This is a genomic window from Pseudoalteromonas rubra (assembly GCF_004212645.1).
GTDB lineage: Bacteria > Pseudomonadota > Gammaproteobacteria > Enterobacterales > Alteromonadaceae > Pseudoalteromonas > Pseudoalteromonas rubra_G.
In genome coordinates this window covers 174,260-192,821 of record NZ_PPUZ01000039.1, presented here as the reverse complement: position 1 = coordinate 192,821, position 18,562 = coordinate 174,260, and the positions used below count along the sequence as shown (strand labels likewise).

Below are 18,562 nucleotides of genomic sequence, written 5' to 3'. Positions count from 1 at the left end.
GTGTTCCCCGTACGCACGGGGCTAAACCGTCGAAGCTGACACAGACTACTATATAATCTGTGTGTTCCCCGTACGCACGGGGCTAAACCGTGCCAGAGGTCTATAAACATGTGGCCAATGACGTGTTCCCCGTACGCACGGGGCTAAACCGCTAATAAACTTAGCTATAATGCCATAGTTAGTGTGTTCCCCGTACGCACGGGGCTAAACCGGAGTTGAACAGATGGCATTACCCAGAAAACTAGTGTTCCCCGTACGCACGGGGCTAAACCGTTGACAGAGATATACGTGATTTAATAGCCAATGTGTTCCCCGTACGCACGGGGCTAAACCGCTCAGTAACCTGTTGTTCTCGATGCTGGCCATGTGTTCCCCGTACGCACGGGGCTAAACCGGCTGCAAAAATCATGAAAAACATACAAATTCGGTGTTCCCCGTACGCACGGGGCTGAACCGCTTGCGGCAACATTGGGTCTGTCACCGATGGCGTGTTCCCCGTACGCACGGGGCTGAACCGACAACGCCAGATTGAACAGGCATTCCTCACAAGTGTTCCCCGTACGCACGGGGCTGAACCGCCCAAGAGCTGAATGATAAGCAGCAGCGTCCGGTGTTCCCCGTACGCACGGGGCTGAACCGAACTGGGGCCAGAGGCGTCGGCGCTGTTGTTTGTGTTCCCCGTACGCACGGGGCTGAACCGTCCAGTAATATCGTGGTCATGTGACCTCTTTTGTGTTCCCCGTACGCACGGGGCTGAACCGCCTGTTAAGATGCAAGTGCGAACAAACATTTGGTGTTCCCCGTACGCACGGGGCTGAATCTAAACTAGGAGGTTGAAAAATCGCCACAATTCATCCGTGAAGCAGCGTCCTTCGGTCATCTCGATAATTGCTCCTGCATTATTTTACTTCCCCATATTCATGTGGGTCCATGACCTCACCTAAGCAAGCTGCGAAACGGTGTTTCGGTCTTGCTTCGCCCTTCACGAGCGTGTGGATTGAAACGTATCAGCTGAAATGGCTCTGGACCAAACCGACAACCAACGTAAGATCCGGTCTAAGTGTTAATACAATGATAGGTACAGATAATCTCTTACAAAATTGCGCTTAGAGCGGGTTAACTCCGCCTTGCAATGCTTTTTGCGATGCGACATAGTGCGGCCTTAAAAATATGAATAATAACAATATTAAGGACGGTAGGGATGAAAAAGAGCAGGTTGATGTTGGCTGTGTCGACGGCGTTGGTGGTGTTGGGCGGTTGTACTCAGCACGTCAGCTCAAGCGATAAGAGTGCGCATGCTCAGGTGCAGCACAGCCTTAAGTCGGGGGTGGAGCTGCAAAACTTTGATATGACGGTCAGGCCACAGGATGACTTTTATCAGCATGTTAATGGTAAATGGTTAAGCACAACGGCCATTCCGGCAGAGCGCTCGTCGTGGGGCAGTTTTGATAAGCTGCGTTACGAGTCGGATGAAGCGGTAAAAGTTTTGATCCAGCAAGCGCAGCAACAGTCTGGGGCGCACGGCAGTAGCGAGCAAAAAATTGGTGACTTTTATGCCAGTTTTATGGATCAACAGCGCGTGGAGCAACTTGGGCTCAAACCACTTAACCCCTTGTTGGCTGAAATAGATGCCGTGCAGAGCTATGATCAGCTAAGCACGTTAATAGGTAAACTGACCACGCTTAAGGTTACTACGCCGCTGCGGCTGTTTGCGGTGCCGGACGGCAAAAACTCGTCTCAAACTGTGCTGTACCTTATGCAAAATGGCACCGGCATGCCTGCCATAGAATATTATCTTAATGAGGATAAAAAAACGGCCCAGACGCGCCGTCAGTATCTGCAATTTGTCACAGAGCTATTGCGCCTCGGTGGTGAGTCTCAGCCGCAAGTGCGTGCTCTGGCGGTACTTGATCTGGAGACCAAACTGGCCGCTGTGATGTTAAGCCGCTCGCAGTCGCGTCAGCTCAGCCTGGTTTATAATCCGCGTACGCCCGATCAGTTACGCACAACACTCGGAAAATTGAACTGGGAAAAAGCCGCGCAGGCAATGGCGTTGCCTGCAATGGATAAGGTGATCCTGATGCAACCCGATTTCTTCGCCGGGCTGGGGGAGTTGTTTAACCAGGTGTCGGTGCAGGACTGGCAGACTTATCTCAGGTTTCACACGCTTAATCACTTTGCACCACAGCTGAGTGAGCCATTTGTTGCCGCGCACTTCGATTTCTATAAGCGCACGCTGCGCGGTGTTAAAAAGATGGAGCCTCGCTGGCAACGCGCGGTGGGGCTTATCAGCGACACGTTGGGCGAAGAAGTGGGCAAGCTGTATGTCGACGCCCATTTTTCACCTCAGGCGAAAGCAAAAATGGAAGAAATGGTCCGTAACCTTATAGCGGCCTACAGTGACAGCATTAATGAGCTGACCTGGATGAGTGACGCAACCAAGGCGGCTGCGCAGGAAAAGCTGGCCAAGGTTCGCTACAAAATAGGTTACCCGGATGTCTGGCGCAGTTACGACTTTGAGATCCGTCGCGATGATCTGCTCGGCAACGTCATGCGGGCTCATCAACATAATTTTAAATACGAAATGGCACAGATCAACCAGCCGGTTGACGAGCATAAATGGGAAATGACGCCGCAAACGGTCAATGCCTATTACCATCCGCTGAAAAATGAGATTGTCTTTCCTGCCGCCAGGCTACAGCCTCCGTCGTTCGATTTGTCGGCCGATGATGCGGTGAATTATGGGGCAATCGGCGCGGTCATTGGTCACGAGTTGAGCCATGGGTTTGATGATCAGGGGGCGCAGTTTGATGGTGACGGAAACATTCGTAACTGGTGGGCAGAGCCCGACCTGGCTGAGTTCAAAGCCCGTGGTGATGCGCTGGTGGCGCAGTTTAATCGTTATCGTCCTTTTGAGGATATGGCTATTGATGGCCGTTTAACACTGGGCGAAAACATCGGAGATCTGGGCGGTGTCACATTGGCATACAAGGCTTATATGTTGTCTCTGGCGGGCAAAGAAAAAACCGTGCTGGATGGGTATACGCCTGAGCAACGTTTTTTTATTGGCTTTGCGCAAAACTGGCGGACTAAAAAGCACGAAGCGGCGTTACGTCAGCGCTTAGTCACAGATGTGCATGCCCCGGAAGCGTTCCGTGCCAATGGCCCGCTGTCTAACTTTACGCCTTTCTATGAGGCATTTGCTGTGAAAGAGGGCGATAAGCTTTACCGGCCGCCCAGCGAGCGCGTTAAGATCTGGTAGGGCAACAACCGCAGGAAATAGCCTGCGGTTGTTGTTTTAAGGCGTTTAATATCGCTTAAGGCGCGTACTGCCAGGGAATAGGCCATTAATAAAAAACTGGCTATTTGCAGAAAAATACATAGAATACCGCGCTCATTTTTAGGTACATATTGAGGATTGATATGAAGCAGTTACCTTCTTTGGCCGGATTGACTTTGTTGCTGTGTGGTACGAGCGCGATGGCAGAGCAAGTTCAGGCGGTAAATTATGATTATGTTGAAGCCGGGTATAAACGTTACAGTGACAAATCGGATTTTTCTTATGGCGGTATGCAATTTACGGTCAGTAAACGTGTCAACGAGTTTTACCTTGAATTGAATGCTGAGCAGTTCGAAAGAAGCGTCAACCAATCAGTAACTGTTGCAGACTTTGGCACCTATTATTCAAATTCTGATGTTGAGCTGACCGCGTATCGTGTGGGTGGTGGTTTTATCTTTGATCTGGACAGCACGTCCGCAGTTGATGTGGGTTTACTGCTTGGCAAAAAAGAGTCCGACTATCGTAGTGAATATTGGCTTGTCCGCAATACTGGCATTACGTCGGAAAAAAGCAAATCAAATGGTAGCTTAGATGCAGATGTAATGGATCTGCGTGTTCAATATCAGAAGGTCTTGTTTGAAAATCTGGCACTCAAGGCGGCAGTGGGATACGAGCGCTTGTCAGGTGATGCGCCAAATAACCTATATAGTTTACTGGCTGTGGGCTATCACTTCAATCAGGCTTGGTCTGTCAATACACAATATCGCTATGTGGATGAGTTTCGTGACTGGGGCGTTAACGTCCAGTACGCGTTCTGATAGCATACTCACAGAGGCTGGCCCTATTGGCTAGTCTTGCCTGCACACCCTAGCCATCGCTTTCACTAATTAACATCCCGCACAAAGTCACTTTCTGCCATCTGGCCTGTCTAGTTTCGCTGAGCAAGGCCGTACCCAAAATATCTTACCTCTGATCACATTATGCCAATCCGATCTGCAAAAAACTTTAAAAAAACGCTTTACCTCAACTTAACTTGGGGTTTTATCTTGGCTGCACATTAATAAAGGAGTCAGATTATGCAAACGTTTATGCTCACCAAAGCGTCTTTTACCGCGCAGTTGCTGCGTACATTTAACACCACAATGCAGAATAAATAAGGAGCCGAGTTATGTATCTGGAACATGTAAATTTAGTTGTTGACGACATCGAGCAGGCACTCAAGTTTTATCGTGCTGCTTTTCCACACTGGTATGTGCGTAGCGAGGGCAGCGGCAGCTGGCACGGCAAGGCCAGAAACTGGCTGCATTTTGGCGATGACTACCATTATATTGCCTTTAGCGATCATGGTGAGGGCAGCAACCGTGAACTCACGGGTCATTCGGTGGGGCTGGCGCATTTTGCTTATGTGGTGCACTCGGTGGATGCGGTTATAGCGCGGCTCAACCAGGCCGGGTATCCGGTGGATAAAGACGGGGCGCAGCATCCGCACCGTAAAAATGTTTACTTTATCGACCCGGCCGGATTTGAGGTGGAATTTGTTGAATATCTGAGTGATATACCCGCTGAGCGCAACAGCGATTAGTCGAACGATAAATCGGTACGAGACTTTACAAAAAATTTACCTTATCATCGGCAGTCAGAAAGGGTTCTATCAGAGGCTGCCGGGATGGCGACGGTCAACATCATTCCCAAACCAGATTGGGTGCTTAATCATCAGCATCAGCAGTTACATAGCAATCAGCGGGTGATCTCGCTGGATGACAAGCAGTATGCACTGCTGACTTTGCTCATGACGCATGCCAGCCAGGATGTGACAAAAGAGCAGATCTTCAATGCTTTATGGCCGGGCCGTGTGGTCAGTGAAGACGCCATTTATGTCACCGTTAATGGCCTGCGCAAGCTATTGGGCGACAGCGTTAAACAACCCAGGTATATCAAAACGGTGTCGGGTGTGGGATATCGCTGGGTGGGTCCGAAAATCGGTGAGGATAAGCCACTGCTGCCGCGTTATCTGATACTTTCGGCAGCACTGTGTTTACTTGGCGTGGTGTTGCTGGGTAGCCAGTTTAGTACCTCCTCAGCGCCCGAACCCATGTCGCCCGAGCAGGCCGAAAGCTTTAAAAAAGCCCGCTACCTGCTCAGTAACGACCCCACCGCCGTTGCGCAGAGCATTGCTCTGTTACAACCGCTGACGTTAACCCGCTCAGATCTCACAGAGCCACAAGTGTGGCTGGCGGATGCCTATCTGCGCCAGCTACTTGCCGATCGACAGCGTAACGCACGTAATCGTAACCGTGCCCATGCGCTGCTGACATCGGTTCTGGCCAAAACCCCGGAGCATGTGCAGGCAAATCTGCTGATGGCACAGCTGATCATGCTCATCGACTTCGACCCCTTAGCTGCTGGACATTACTTCAAAGCGGCGTTGCCCAGTGCACAAGGGCATCACTGGTATGGGCAGTATTTGCTGGCACGGGGCGATTTTCAGGGGGCGCTTGAGCACATTGAGCAGTACCGCCTTTTAGAGCCCAATGGCTATTCCAGCGAGAGTGTGGCCTGGGTATATACCATGAGTCAGCGCCATGAAGCCGCGTTAAATGCTTTGCTTAAATTGCAGCCCTATAGCGACAGCAACCGCTTTTATCATACCTGTTTGCGCACGGTCTACGAGCAACTGGGTGAATATGATAAGGCCTTTGCCGAGATGAAATGGGTGATGCAGGATGCCGGTTACAGCCCGCAATTAATAGCGCAGGCTGAGTCAGCATTTAATCGCGATGGCTTACCCGGCGTATATCGCTGGCTGTTGCATGAAGATCCGTTACGCGCAGAGATTGGTCATTACACCCCACCCATGTCACTGGCGCGTTATGCCGTGATGGCCGGTGAGCATGAGCTTGCTGTTACTTATCTGAACCAGGCATTTGAGGCGCGTCAACAGGCCATGCTATGGGCCGCGGTTGACCCGGTTTTTACCCCTTTGCATGAGTACCCGCCTTATCAAAGCCTGATGCGGCAGTTACACTTGTCCGACAATTAGTGTCTTGGCTTGTACTGTCCGCGGACTGTCCGCTGTCCGTCCGTCAGGCAAGATGAATTTTTTTACTCTTTTGATTTTTATGGGTTTATTTTCTGGCATGTAACGTGCAATTGTCAGTGAGTACAAAACGATAACCATAAAGCAAAGGAGTCAGACATGTTTAACCAATCCGCGAGCAAGTCAGTTCAGGTATCCAGGCGAGCAACTAAAAGTATTACTGCGTCGGTCAGACGAACATTAAACGGCGCACTGACCGGGGTCTTGCTTTTTATGGCGGGGGCTCAGACCGCTATGGCCTCCCAGACGTTGGGGCACTTCTCAGAGCAATACAGTGCTGAGCAAGTTCAGGCGGATATCGAACAGTGGACGCAATGGGTGCACACCACGCACCCGGACCTTACCCACAGCATTGACGATATTGATGCATTCTATGGGCGCATCGACACCTTGCGTGACACACTCAATAAACCTATGACGGGTGAGCAAATCTGGCGCGAGTTTGCCACTCTTAACAGCCTGATGGCAGATGGCCACCTGAGCATAGATGATGGCTCCAATGCGCAGTGGCGACAATGGGTTGCGCAGGGTGCTAGGTTATTTCCGTTTGAAGTGGCTCTGGATGAGCAAGGGCTGCGCGTGGTCAGTGAGCTGGGCGGTGCGCCGTCTGTACACGACGGTAAGTACATTACACAGATCAATGATGTGCCGGCCTCTGAGGTTGTTGCGACTTTGCTCAAGCGGACAGAGGGCGACAACTATGCTTTTCGCAGCGCTTTACTGACCCGCCGCTTTGCTATGACCTACCGGTTAATGTATGGCGCTACCGACACATTTGCACTTACGCTCGGCACAGGCCAGACAGTGCAGGCTGCAGCGCTCAATAAGGCACCCAAAAGCATTCAACAACGCACGTTTGATGATAACTTCAACCTTAAACTGCTCGATAATCAGCAGGCACTGCTCACCATCAAACAGTTCGGCTGGGATGAGCCAGATGCCTATTTTCAGTTTATGGCTGAAGCCTTCGAACGACTGAATAAAGCAAAGGTTCAGCACCTCCTGATCGATATTTCTGATAATACCGGCGGTGACGATGTGTACTGGAAACAGGGTATTTTGAAATATATTGCTACTGCGCCTTATCGCCATGGCTCGACTTACCAGGTACGAATTTTGGAAAAATACCGTGACCCGGGCGAGGTGGTGGGCTCCGTCTTATCGGGAGAGTTGACGAAAATGACCCAGCCCGAAACAGACTCTGCCAAACTGTTCAAAGGCAAGGTGAGTGTATTAACCGGACCGCTGACTTACTCATCATCCGTGCTGCTTGCCAACACCGTTCAGGACTATGGCTTTGCAACTTTAGTGGGCACGCCAACGGGCGGGCGCAGCTCGCAAAGCGGTGGGATCCAGTTTCTGACCCTCAAGCATACCGGCATACGGCCATTGCCCCGCGCTTTATCCTGCACCGTCCGTCTGGCAAGCAGCAAATGACCCCGGTGCAGCCCGACCTGGTTGTCAGTCAGCAAGGCCTGAGCAAAACGGAATTTGTGACCAAAGCACTGAGCGTAACCTACTCTCTATAAGGGCTGGCTCTTTAAGGGCACGCTCTTTAAGGCTATTCCCTATGAAGGTAACAGCCTGTCCCGAATGACTCCCAACCTGTGCGGCTACAATGGCCGCATTTTTCATTTTAAGCGCCTTGGCCTTTATATTTTTTTGCACAATCTTGCGCAATAATATGAACAAACAGCGTGCGTTATGCTTGACCTAAACTTAGCTTGAGGAATTAGTCTGGCCACCACAATAACAACGATAAAAGGGATAAATATGGATATAAGTAGTTTACCAGTGCAGCTTTCGCGCTTTACGCCGCTGGTTTGGGTGATGTTGATCGGCAATTTCTTTGTGCGCGCCAGTTACTATATGGTGTGGCCCTTTCTGGCTGTGATGTTGTACGAAAGTTATGGGCTCAGTGCCACTGAGGTCGGGCTGTTGTTAACCGGCTCGGCTACGCTGGCGGTGTTTTTGGGGTTTTATACCGGCAATCTGGCAGACAGGTTTGGTCGTACCCGAATGCTTTATGTTGCAGTGCTGGTGGGGGTGGTGTCTTTTGCCATGCTGGCGCTGGCCAATGCGTTATGGCTGTTTGCGGTCGCGGTATTTTTGGCCTGTATGCCACGCACTCTGTGGGAAGCGCCCAGCAAAGCTTTGCTCACTGAAGAGCTGGCCAACCCCAAAGACCGCGAGCTGGCGCTGCACCTGCTGTACTTTCTGGTCAATGTGGGGGCGGCTCTGGGGCCACTTTATGGCTTATGGGCCGGGCTCAATGGTGAGCAGTTTAGCTTTATTTACACCGCTGTGTCTTACCTTGGCTTGCTGGTGGCTCTGCTTTACTTCAGACCCAGGCGTGATGGTGCAACACCTGCTACACAGTCGGCGCCAAAATTTTCACAGTGGCTGAAGATCCTCAATAAAGACCGGACTTTTCTGGTGGTGCTGGTGGCAACGACACTAGTGTACTTTGTTTATGCCCAGTGCGATACCAGTCTGGTGCAGTACCTTACCCGCGCTGACGTCCCTGAGCTTGCGTGGTTGATTTCTGCGGTGATCATTACCAATTCTACCGTAATTATTGTCTGCCAGTTTCCGCTGCTGCATTTGATGCGTAACTGGTCTATTGAGCACAGGCTGTATCTGGGTGGCGCTATTCTGGCGGTGTCGCAAGTGATGATGGCTTTAAATGATGTTCACAATACCTGGGGCTGGATAGTAGCCATGATTGTACTGAGCCTGAGCGAAGCGATTATGTTCAGCAATATCAATGTGTATATTGACCGGCTGGCACCCGACAACCTGAAGGCCAGCTATTTTGGTGCCGCGGGTTTATGTTCGCTGGGCTACGCATTTGCGCCCATTTTAGGTGGCCTGGTGCTGGATTTATCAACTGGTGTGATCTTGTTTGTACTGACAACCCTCATCTCTTTTGTAGCCCTGGCGTTTTATAAGATTGCCCAGCTACAGTTAAAAGATGCGCCCCGTGCGGTGTCTGAAGTGTGAATGAGCAGCGCGGCCATCTGTATGAGGCCGCGCTTTTTTCGTGGTGCTATACGCCGAGTTGTTACTTGGCGCAGCGTTGCAGTGGGGCAGGTGCCTCGGCGCTACTCAGTAATCTGACAAATCCTGAGCACATATTGGTAATCATCGCATCAGACAACGCGCCTGCCACGTAATGCCAGCCCAGCTGCGAAATAATGCGAGATTTAAACGCGCTCAGGGCCCGTTGCTTGGTTGTTAAGTCATTCATTTCAATATTCCTTCTGTGGCGGTGCCCGTTTAGTGACTGCCTTCAGATCTTAGTCTTCTGGTCTGATGTGTCGTGAAACGGTGCCAAAATCTAGCCAAAGCGTCTGTTCGCCTTGTTTGTTTTAAAGCTAGAAAGAAAATGCGCAAAGAATGTGAAGCGGTATAAATAAATTCATACTTTTATCGTCAAAAGTGCACTTTGAACGCGTGCTTGGTAATTAAAAGCAATAAAAACAAGTTCTTGTGTAGATTTTGAGTGCGGCTTGTTGGTTGTGCGGGAAGCCATTAAGGATCTTTAAGAAGGTTTCAGGGTGATTTCAGGACTTTTTTAGGTGTTGTGCGCCAGGGTGATGGCAAATCACATAAGGAGAACACCATGAACGCAACAAAAACACTGCAACAACTTGGACTGGCCAGTTTGCTGGTTGTAGGGCTTAGCCACGATGTTGCCCAGACGGTATGGGCTGCCAGCGGCGATTATCGGTTTAGTTATCAGGTTAAAGGAGAAAACTGGGGAGGCATTACACTGCGTGACCACACCGCATATTTTGGCAGTGACGATGGTCATCTGTACGCACTGAATGTTGAACAGCCCAAGCTGACCTGGTCCTTCAAAACCGCTGGCCTGGTGCGCTCCAAACCGACGATAAAACATCATCAGATCTTTTTTAGCAGCGATGATGGCTACTTGTATGCACTAAACCGCTGGCAGGGCAAGTTGCTATGGCGCACCAGTTTAAACGATGCCGATGTACAGCGCATTCTGCCCGCCAATCACGCGCCATGGGAGTTTGATTACACTAAATCCAGCGCCCTGGTCTTGGGCAATCAGGTTTTTATTGGCAGTGGCGACGGTCATCTTTATGCCCTTGCCAGAAACTCCGGTGAGGTGTTATGGCGCTTTAAAACAGAGGGTAAAGTTCGCGCCACACCCGCGCACCATCAGGGGCTTGTGTTTATCAGCAGCTGGGACGGCTCTGTCTATGCACTCAACAAGCACTCCGGCGCCTTAGTGTGGCAATACGAGACACAAGGCGCGCTGACGTCCAGCCCACTCATCGTCGACGATGTGCTGGTGATTGGCTCTCGTGACACCCACTTGTATGGGCTTGACCCGAAAAATGGTGCGTTACTCTGGAAGAAGACCTATCCGGGCGGCTCCTGGGTGGAATCGTCGGCAACGGCGGCTGCAGAGGGGGAGCATTTTTACATCGGCAGCTCAGATTCCAATTTGCTCAATAAATTTCATGCCCGAAGCGGTGCGCTTATCTGGCAATTCGAAACCGGTGGCTGGAGCTGGGGTCAGCCGGTTGTTAAAAATGGCACTGTGTATATTGGCGCAACGGGCCATGATGAACCAGGCTGGTTTGAAACGCAACGAGGCTTTTTTGCTGTAGATGGTCAGACTGGTCAGCAGCAGTGGCAGTATCAACCCAAAGCCATTGATGGCTTTGTACACGGTGGCGTCTATGGTGCTCCGGCGGTGGGGTATGGCAAAGTGATCGTGCCAGACCTGGACGGTTATATTCATGTTTTTGAAGAGTAAGTTCTAAACTGGCGCGCAGGTTATTGGTCGCGTACTCTAATATGCAATGAGCGCACACTAACACGCTCCACAATTACGCCCAAGGAGGACATTATGGACCTATTGATTGCACAAGAAATCGAGCTGCATCAACATCATACGCGACAAAATCGCGCTGCCATTGAACGCCTGCTACATGTCGAATTTTCGGAGGTCGGCATGTCGGGCACACGTTACAACCTGGATTCCATCGTTGCCATGATGGGGGAGGAAGACCGTGCTCAACAGCGTGTGCATTCACAAAGTTACTGCTGTAACACTTTGGCACCGGGCGTATGTTTATTGCGTTATCAGTCCGCATTGGTCGACGAAGAGGGTGAAGCGTGTAATTTTGCTGAGCGCTGTTCAGTCTGGGTATTAACTGATGAACAATGGCAGCTGAAATATCATCAGGGCACGGCCTGCGCGCCCTTTGCATTGATCTAGCTGGATCTCATAAAACGCTGCCTGTTAACTCACGGGCAGCGTTATGCGACTACCTGCCTTCGCTGATCCAGTCTTTGACCCAGATTCCGGCTTCTTTAAGCTGACTGTCGACAAAATTCTGTGTGTTGCAGGTGCCACGTTGCCACACTGCACCGCTGCGAAAATCGTCGGAATAGTTCCAGTTGGTCCAGCTGATCTTTTTACGTTTCATCAGGTCAATGTATTTTTGTGAACTGATACGGTCGTTCGGACCGTCGCCATCGTAGTTTTGCGTGCCCCACTCACTGACAAACACGGGCAGTACATCCGAGGCCAGATCGAGTACCGAGCGATGATAATCTGTGTGTGATGCCGCATAAAAGTGGAAGGTGTACATGATGTTGTCGAACGGGACTGGATCGTTTAGCACTTCCTGAACGCTGCCGCCGGTTGATGCGCCGAAGGTGGACCAGCCATGGGTGCCGATCAAAATTAACGCGTCGGGCTGAATGGCGCGGATCACCGGGATAATTTGCTCGCTGTAGCGGCGTACCTCGGTCCAGCTGACGTTATTCGGTTCATTGGCAATGTCATAAATCACGTTGTTACGGTTCTTGTTGGCAGTGACTATGTCGGTAAAGAACTGCTTGGCCAGGTCCAGGTTATAGTTCGGATCGCCCGGGTTGAGCTGATGCCAGTCTACCAGCACATATAAACCACGTTGGCTGGCCATGTCGATCAGGGTATTCATCTGTTGAGTAAAGCCCGCCGGATCGGTCTCAAAGCCACCTTCTTGCACATACATGCTAAGACGAACAATATCGGCCTGCCAATCCTGGGCCAGTACATCCAGCGAGGCATCGGTTAAACATTTGTTTAGTCCATACCATTGCAGGCCATGGCTGCTCATGCCGCGCAGCTGGATTTTTTCTTGCTGTTCACTGCACAGTCCGGTGCCGCAGACGCTGAGTTTGCCGTAGCGTTCAACCGGAGTCGTCTGGTTGCCAGTGTCGCAGCGGCCAAGGTATTGCCAGGCTGAGCTGCTGCCGGGCTCCGAGCGGGTCCACCAGTTGGCGCGATAAAGCTTGCCCTGATGCTGCATTTTGTCATTGGTATTGGCATGGCTGGGGTTGCCCTGCCAGTCTGTTTGTGTCCAGTCCGGGTAGGTGTTGACGCCCTGACAGCTTGCCGCATAGGCCTGGCTGAATCCTAATCCGGCGGTCAGTGCAATGGCAATTACGTGCTTGTTATTCATATTCGGTCTCCTTTACATGTGTTGGGTCCTGTGACGCGCCAAGCTCAATTGTTCGCTCAAAACGTCACCGGACCCGATCCAACATAATGGAAAAACCGCACACCAAGCTTAGACTTTAGTCTAATTCTGATCGTTAAGTATTGTAATTGGATGGAATTGTGTCATCGGCTGCTTTCGCACGGATAGTGTTGTGATGACACGTGCTGCAGTTTTTGTCAGCCAAGCGGTTTTCTGATATTTGTATATGGAACCGTGGTGGGAACAATTGAGGTTTCTACTCTCTGATTAATAACAAAAACAAGGAACTGTCATGAAACTGTATGGTCGCACTACGTCATTTAATGTCCAGAAAGTACTCTGGTTACTCGAAGAACTAGAAGTAAATTACACACATATTGAGCTGGGCGGACGCTTTGGCGGTCTGGATGATCCTGCTTTTACTCAGTTTAACCCAATGAAAAAGGTGCCGGTACTTGTTGATCAAGACAAGGCTGTGTGGGAATCCCATGCCATTTTGCGCTATCTCGCGGCCAGTTACGGCGATGAGCAGTGGTATCCTGCGTGTCCTTATCAACGCTCACTCTATGAGCGCTGGATGGACTGGTCGCAATGTGTGTTTCAGCCTGCTTTTATGGCCTCTTTTTGGGGATACTACAGGATGCCTGCGGAAAAACGCGATATGGATGCCGTGCAACAGGCGCTCGATACCTGTACTGATTGTATTAATAGCCTTGAGGCGCAGCTAAAAGAAACCGAGTATCTGGCTGGCAGTACGCTGAGTCTGGCCGATATCACAGTGGGCGCTGTGCTTTACAGACTCACCTCACAAGGGCTAACCGTTGAGTTACCCCAGCGGGTCGGCCATTGGTACGAAAAATTGAAGCAACGCCCCGGTTATCAGCGGTGGATCATGAGTGATTTTAGCGAATTAAAAGCGCGCGAAGCGTACTAAAAATAGCCGAATATGTATTGTTGGCAGCGGTAAGTGTGATCAAACGTAATCTTATTTTGTATGCAAGTTTAGTCCTGATCACTATATGTTTGGGCTTGCTCAGCCGATCTTCGTTGCTTGAACTGCCAGAGATACTGACGCTTTATGCCGGTGACACCTTGTGGGCGATGATGGTCTTCTGGTTATTTTGCTGTGTGCGACGTGGAATGCGCACCGCAGGTATTGCGTTGCTGGCCTTTGGGTTTGCTTTTGCGATTGAATTTTCGCAGTTGTATCAGGCTCAGTGGCTCAATGATATCCGACATACCCGATTGGGTGCACTGATACTGGACTTTGGCTTTAAAGGCAGTGATCTGGTGTGTTATACCTTGGGCATCCTGATGGCTGCGGGTGCAGATAAGCTGATTGCAGGTTGCCAAAAACAGCGCCCACAACCGGCAAATTAGGCTAATCCTGCATTCTTACAACCCTTATACACAGGCTTGCTCTGTATTGAGGCGACCCGCTTTTGGTCTGGTGTCGTCTATTTATTCGTCAATTCAATAACAAAATTTTACGTGTTTTATCTTGCTAATTTGAAGTTGTTTTGGAGATGCAATAATTTCTCCTAATTTAGGGACTATTTTGTCTTTTCCTCAGTGATGAATAATCATTTCTTCACTTTTTCTGATATAGTTTTGCGCTTACGATAGAGCCATGAACGATTCAAAAAGGCAAAATTTAATGAATGAAGCTCAATACGATTATCTGATTGTGGGTGCAGGCCTGTTTGGTGCTGTATTCGCCAGAGAAGCAACCGATCAGGGCAAGAAAGTCCTGGTGATAGATAAGCGCGACCACACCGGTGGTAATATCTACTGTGAACAGGTAGAAGGGATCAACGTACATAAGTACGGAGCGCATATTTTTCATACCAGCAATCAGCAGGTGTGGGATTACGTAAATCGTTACGTGTCATTCAATCACTATGTCAACTCGCCGGTTGCCAGACACGAAGACAAGCTTTATAACCTGCCTTTTAACATGAATACCTTTTATCAGCTGTGGGGCGTGACTACGCCAAAAGAGGCAAAAGAGAAAATTGCTGAAGCCCGCGCGCCGTATGCTGACCTGACACCGCAAAACCTCGAAGAGCAGGCATTGTACCTGGGTGGTCGCGACCTGTACGAAAAGCTCATTAAAGGTTATACCGAAAAGCAATGGGGCCGTCCGGCCACTGAGATCCCGGCATTTATCATCAAGCGACTGCCGTTCAGGTTCACCTTTGATAACAACTACTTTAACGACCGCTATCAGGGGATCCCAATTGGTGGTTACAATGCCCTGACAGATGCCTTGTTTGAAGGCGTTGAAGTCAGAACTGGCGTGAACTACTTTGAAGATGCTGAAAACCTCAACAAGCTCGCCGACAAGGTACTTTATACCGGTAAAATTGATGAGTTCTTTGACTGTCAGTTTGGCAAGCTTGAATATCGTAGCCTGCATTTTGAAACCGAAGTGTTGGATGAAGAAAATTACCAGGGCAATGCGGTGGTGAATTACACCGAGCGCGATGTGCCTTATACGCGTATTCTGGAGCACAAGCATTTTGAATTTGGTACCCAGGAAAAAACCGTGGTAACCAAAGAATATCCTCATGAGTTCAGTAAAGACAACGAGCCGTATTACCCCATTAACGACGAAACCAATAATGCGTTATTAGCGCGTTATCAGGAGCTGGCAAAAACAGCCCCGTATGCCGATAAGTTCATTTTTGGCGGTCGTCTTGCCGACTATAAATACTATGATATGGACGACACCATTGAAGCGGCACTGGCATTAACCAGCAAGGAATTGGCATAACATCATGAGTCGTAAAGTTTATATCGCAAGAAACTACCGCTCTAAGTTTGATGCAGCCGGTAAGGCAAAGATGGACTGCGAGACCATTTTGCAAAACAACGGTTGGAAAAACATTGGCTTTAAGCAAACCTGGATAGCAAACTCGATTTTGGGTACGCTGATCAGTGCACTGGGTGTGAGCTGGGCGCTGCTGAGGTTAAAATCGGGCAGCACTGTGTGTTTACAGTATCCGTTTAATAAGTTTTATGGCTACTGCCTGTGGGGCGCAAAGCTTAAAAACAGCAAAGTACTGACTCTGGTGCACGATGTGCGCAGTCTGAAAGGCAAATACGGCCATTCGGAAAAAGAGATCAACATGCTCAATAAATCGGATCAGCTGATTGTGCACAATGATAAGATGCGTGCCTGGTTTGAAGAGCAGAATATTCAGGCTGAAATCACTAATATTGAAGTGTTCGATTACCTGCACACAGATAACCCCAATGCCAAGCGCACACCGACCGATTACGATCAAATTCGTATTGTGTTTGCCGGTAACATGGGTCCATTCGTGTATGAGCTGGATGCACTGGAGCGCGGCAACTTTAAGTTTGACTTGTATGGTGTTGGTTATGATGAGAAGAAAGTTAAAAACATCAACAATACCATGCTGGACTACAAAGGTTGTTTCCCATCCGATCAGGTGATCGACCATATTGACGGTGACTTTGGTCTGGTCTGGTATGGCAACACTCTGGATACCTGTGATGGTGTGACCGGTCAGTATCTTAAGTACAACAACCCACATAAACTGTCTTTGTATTTGTTGTGTGACATGCCGATCATCATCTGGGACAAAGCGGCAATGGCCGACTTTGTTGAAGAGCAGGGAATTGGTTTTAAGGTCAGCTCATTGCGTGATATTAAAACCCGTCTGGCAGAGCTCACGCCTGAGCAAATCGACCAGATGAAGCAGAATGTTCAGAGAGTAAAAACCGATGTGCAGTCGGGCCAGTACCTGAGCCGTGCTCTGGAGCGACTGGTATAAAAGTTTACTGCGTGGGCCGGCCTGCGCAGTATTATAAGTGGGCTTAAGCGCCTAGCTTGCCGATTTCTCTGTATTCATCACATTTCCTTTATGCACTTCCATTGGCTCGTTGGTTTGCAACCACAAAAAAGGCCGCACGTCGGCGGCCAAAGGTCAGTATCGCACTCTCGCTGTCCTTGCGAGAGTGCCGACTGAAAGCGTAACGCTGTTGATTTGATTAGATTAATACACGGTCACATAGTTAACGTTGACCGCTCCTTCGTGAAATAACTGATTGAACTGGTGATAATCAACGTCGATTTTGACCATGGCATAGTCGGTTTCCAGTGAATAATCGCCCCCCACTGAACGTGAATACGTGCACTCGGCTTGTGCGTACAGATACACAGGCGACGCGGGTTGTACAAAGTAGTTGATCACATGTTGGTTGCATGCCTGGAGTTGATATCCAGCTTCCAGCAACTGACCTTTGATCTCCTGATATTGACGGCCATATTCAATGACTTCATTAACGCTGCTGTACCCAGGGCGCTCAGGTATTTGTTCGGCAGAGGCCGTCGCTGGCGTGACATTAGCAAGTGCTGACGTGCTGGCGAGTGAGAGTAAAGAAACAAGTAACGCATTTTTCATAATTAAACTTCCTTTTTGCTATAAAACGCTGTGACCGGGCGCAAAAAATCAAGGGAAACCCTTCGCCTTCAGCCACAGCAGACGACAATGGCACAGTGTTTGATGCCGTGCCCTTGAACTCATGGTGGTACATTATCATGAAACTTATGTTTCGATAAATAGACGAAATAAAGAAAGTTTTATTTATTTAAATTTAATTTGGTGCAAATTTCATTCAATTTAACATGGTTTATTGACTTTTATAAGCTGTAAGTGTGCACTTACTTTTGGTGTTGGGCTTGGGTATGAATATTTTCATTTTATAGTTCTTTTTTCTTATTCAGATAACTTGAATATCCGATGTTCGGGTAACAATTTATTTATAATTCTTTGCCTAAGCGTGTTGCTTAACTAAGCTTAAGATCTGTCCCGCTGCAAAGTGCAAACCATGAGTCAAGATACCTGGCAAATTAAACAGGCATTAAACCGGATTAGCGGCAATGCGTAGTCTGAGACGATATATTCTGTTGTTGTGCGTTTTTCTGACCGCAGGCGCCGAGGCCGCGCGCTATTCCGTGCTGGTGTATCACGGGGCAAACCCGCCTTATAATTATCTGGAGGGCTCTGAGCAGGCTGGTATATTTAAAGACATTTTTATCCGTCTTAGTGAGTTGACGGGGCATGAATTTGAGTTTGTGCCCCTGTCGGTTGCTCGTGGCCACAAATCGTTTGAATCGGGTGAGATTGATATTGAACCGGGTGTTAATCCCAGCTGGCGGCAAAGCTCCAGAGTGCCAGGTATTTATAGCATTGATTATGCCTTTTCTCGCGAGGTTGTGCTGGGGCGCAAAGACGCGCGGGCTTATCAGCAACCCGAAGCCTTTTATGGCAAAGTGATGGGGCGTGTACGTGGCTACCGCTACGGGCCGTTTGAGCGCCATTTTGGCACCGGAAAAATTGCCGTATACGATAATATTTCGGAGCGGGAGCTACTGGTACAGTTGGCACACACTCGCCTGGATTACATCATGATTGGTGATGTCACAGCGGCGTACTATATTGCGACCAACCCTGCCTACCGTGGCTTTAAGGAAGTATACGAGATCAGTAAGTTGCCGGTGTCTATGCGCATTCAGCCCAGCAACACTCAGCTTAAGCAGGAAATTGACCTGGCGCTCAAGCATATGCTGGAGCAGGGTGAAATCACCCGGATTTACCTTAAATATGGCATTGAAATGCTGCCCTTTTGAGCTTCACCTGC

General features: G+C 49.5%; 16 protein-coding genes and 1 CRISPR repeat array. Of the genes, 13 read left to right on the top strand and 3 right to left on the bottom strand.

From position 1 onward, the window contains the following. Nucleotides 1-822: a CRISPR direct-repeat array (repeat unit 29 nt; unit sequence GTGTTCCCCGTACGCACGGGGCTAAACCG). A 379-nt stretch (nt 823-1,201) separates the two neighbouring features. From C3B51_RS15055 to C3B51_RS15030, 6 genes are all read left to right on the top strand, one after another. Then, the gene (locus tag C3B51_RS15055) at nt 1,202-3,262 is read left to right on the top strand and encodes a M13 family metallopeptidase (protein ID WP_130245577.1); all 2,061 of its coding nucleotides are present in this window, start codon (nt 1,202-1,204) and stop codon (nt 3,260-3,262) included. 161 nt (nt 3,263-3,423) lie between these two features. Beyond that, nucleotides 3,424-4,098: a hypothetical protein gene (locus tag C3B51_RS15050; protein ID WP_130245576.1), complete on the top strand. Its 675-nt coding sequence runs from the start codon at nt 3,424-3,426 to the stop codon at nt 4,096-4,098. A gap of 350 nt (nt 4,099-4,448) precedes the next feature. Next, nucleotides 4,449-4,862 carry a VOC family protein gene (locus tag C3B51_RS15045; protein ID WP_130245575.1) on the top strand — a complete coding sequence of 138 codons (414 nt, stop codon included), beginning with the start codon at nt 4,449-4,451 and terminating at the stop codon, nt 4,860-4,862. A gap of 84 nt (nt 4,863-4,946) precedes the next feature. Continuing rightward, on the top strand, nt 4,947-6,320 hold the full coding sequence (locus tag C3B51_RS15040; RefSeq protein ID WP_130245574.1) for a winged helix-turn-helix domain-containing protein: 1,374 nt from the start codon (nt 4,947-4,949) through the stop codon (nt 6,318-6,320). A gap of 156 nt (nt 6,321-6,476) precedes the next feature. Then, nucleotides 6,477-7,814 carry a S41 family peptidase gene (locus C3B51_RS15035; RefSeq protein WP_130245573.1) on the top strand — a complete coding sequence of 446 codons (1,338 nt, stop codon included), beginning with the start codon at nt 6,477-6,479 and terminating at the stop codon, nt 7,812-7,814. A gap of 336 nt (nt 7,815-8,150) precedes the next feature. After that, entirely contained in the window at nt 8,151-9,380 is a 1,230-nt protein-coding gene (locus tag C3B51_RS15030) for an MDR family MFS transporter (protein WP_130245572.1), read from the top strand. Nucleotides 9,381-9,441: 61 nt separating this feature from the next. Here C3B51_RS15030 and C3B51_RS15025 read toward each other — a convergent pair whose 3' ends face one another. Beyond that, nucleotides 9,442-9,627, bottom strand: a complete 186-nt coding sequence (locus C3B51_RS15025; protein WP_125717344.1) for a hypothetical protein — start codon at nt 9,625-9,627, stop codon at nt 9,442-9,444. A gap of 375 nt (nt 9,628-10,002) precedes the next feature. On the opposite strand from C3B51_RS15025, the gene C3B51_RS15020 reads away from it, so the two are divergent. Together C3B51_RS15020 and C3B51_RS15015 are read left to right on the top strand one after the other, a co-directional pair. Further along, entirely contained in the window at nt 10,003-11,172 is a 1,170-nt protein-coding gene (locus C3B51_RS15020) for a PQQ-binding-like beta-propeller repeat protein (RefSeq protein WP_130245571.1), read from the top strand. 93 nt (nt 11,173-11,265) lie between these two features. After that, the gene (locus tag C3B51_RS15015; RefSeq protein WP_130245570.1) at nt 11,266-11,637 is read left to right on the top strand and encodes a DUF4440 domain-containing protein; all 372 of its coding nucleotides are present in this window, start codon (nt 11,266-11,268) and stop codon (nt 11,635-11,637) included. Between the two features lie 49 nt (nt 11,638-11,686). On the opposite strand, the gene C3B51_RS15010 is transcribed toward C3B51_RS15015, so the two are convergent. Continuing rightward, nucleotides 11,687-12,871 carry a cellulase family glycosylhydrolase gene (locus C3B51_RS15010; RefSeq protein ID WP_130245569.1) on the bottom strand — a complete coding sequence of 395 codons (1,185 nt, stop codon included), beginning with the start codon at nt 12,869-12,871 and terminating at the stop codon, nt 11,687-11,689. Between the two features lie 310 nt (nt 12,872-13,181). Here C3B51_RS15010 and C3B51_RS15005 point away from each other — a divergent pair, with 310 nt between their 5' ends. The 4 genes from C3B51_RS15005 (at nt 13,182) to C3B51_RS14990 (ending at nt 16,692) form a co-directional block, all read left to right on the top strand. Further along, complete coding sequence (locus C3B51_RS15005) at nt 13,182-13,823, top strand: glutathione S-transferase family protein (RefSeq protein ID WP_130245568.1); 642 nt, start codon at nt 13,182-13,184, stop codon at nt 13,821-13,823. Between the two features lie 35 nt (nt 13,824-13,858). After that, on the top strand, nt 13,859-14,269 hold the full coding sequence (locus C3B51_RS15000) for a DUF2809 domain-containing protein (RefSeq protein WP_206076641.1): 411 nt from the start codon (nt 13,859-13,861) through the stop codon (nt 14,267-14,269). Between the two features lie 277 nt (nt 14,270-14,546). Next, nucleotides 14,547-15,665, top strand: a complete 1,119-nt coding sequence (glf, locus tag C3B51_RS14995; RefSeq protein ID WP_125717338.1) for a UDP-galactopyranose mutase — start codon at nt 14,547-14,549, stop codon at nt 15,663-15,665. Between the two features lie 4 nt (nt 15,666-15,669). Continuing rightward, a complete protein-coding gene (locus C3B51_RS14990) occupies nt 15,670-16,692 on the top strand; it encodes a beta-1,6-galactofuranosyltransferase (RefSeq protein WP_125717337.1) in 1,023 nt (340 codons plus the stop codon). A 222-nt stretch (nt 16,693-16,914) separates the two neighbouring features. Here the strand turns inward: C3B51_RS14990 and C3B51_RS14985 are convergent, their stop codons facing one another. After that, nucleotides 16,915-17,322: a hypothetical protein gene (locus C3B51_RS14985; RefSeq protein ID WP_130245567.1), complete on the bottom strand. Its 408-nt coding sequence runs from the start codon at nt 17,320-17,322 to the stop codon at nt 16,915-16,917. A gap of 479 nt (nt 17,323-17,801) precedes the next feature. Here C3B51_RS14985 and C3B51_RS14980 point away from each other — a divergent pair, with 479 nt between their 5' ends. Beyond that, nucleotides 17,802-18,551: a substrate-binding periplasmic protein gene (locus C3B51_RS14980; RefSeq protein ID WP_130245566.1), complete on the top strand. Its 750-nt coding sequence runs from the start codon at nt 17,802-17,804 to the stop codon at nt 18,549-18,551. Nucleotides 18,552-18,562: the final 11 nt, after the last annotated feature.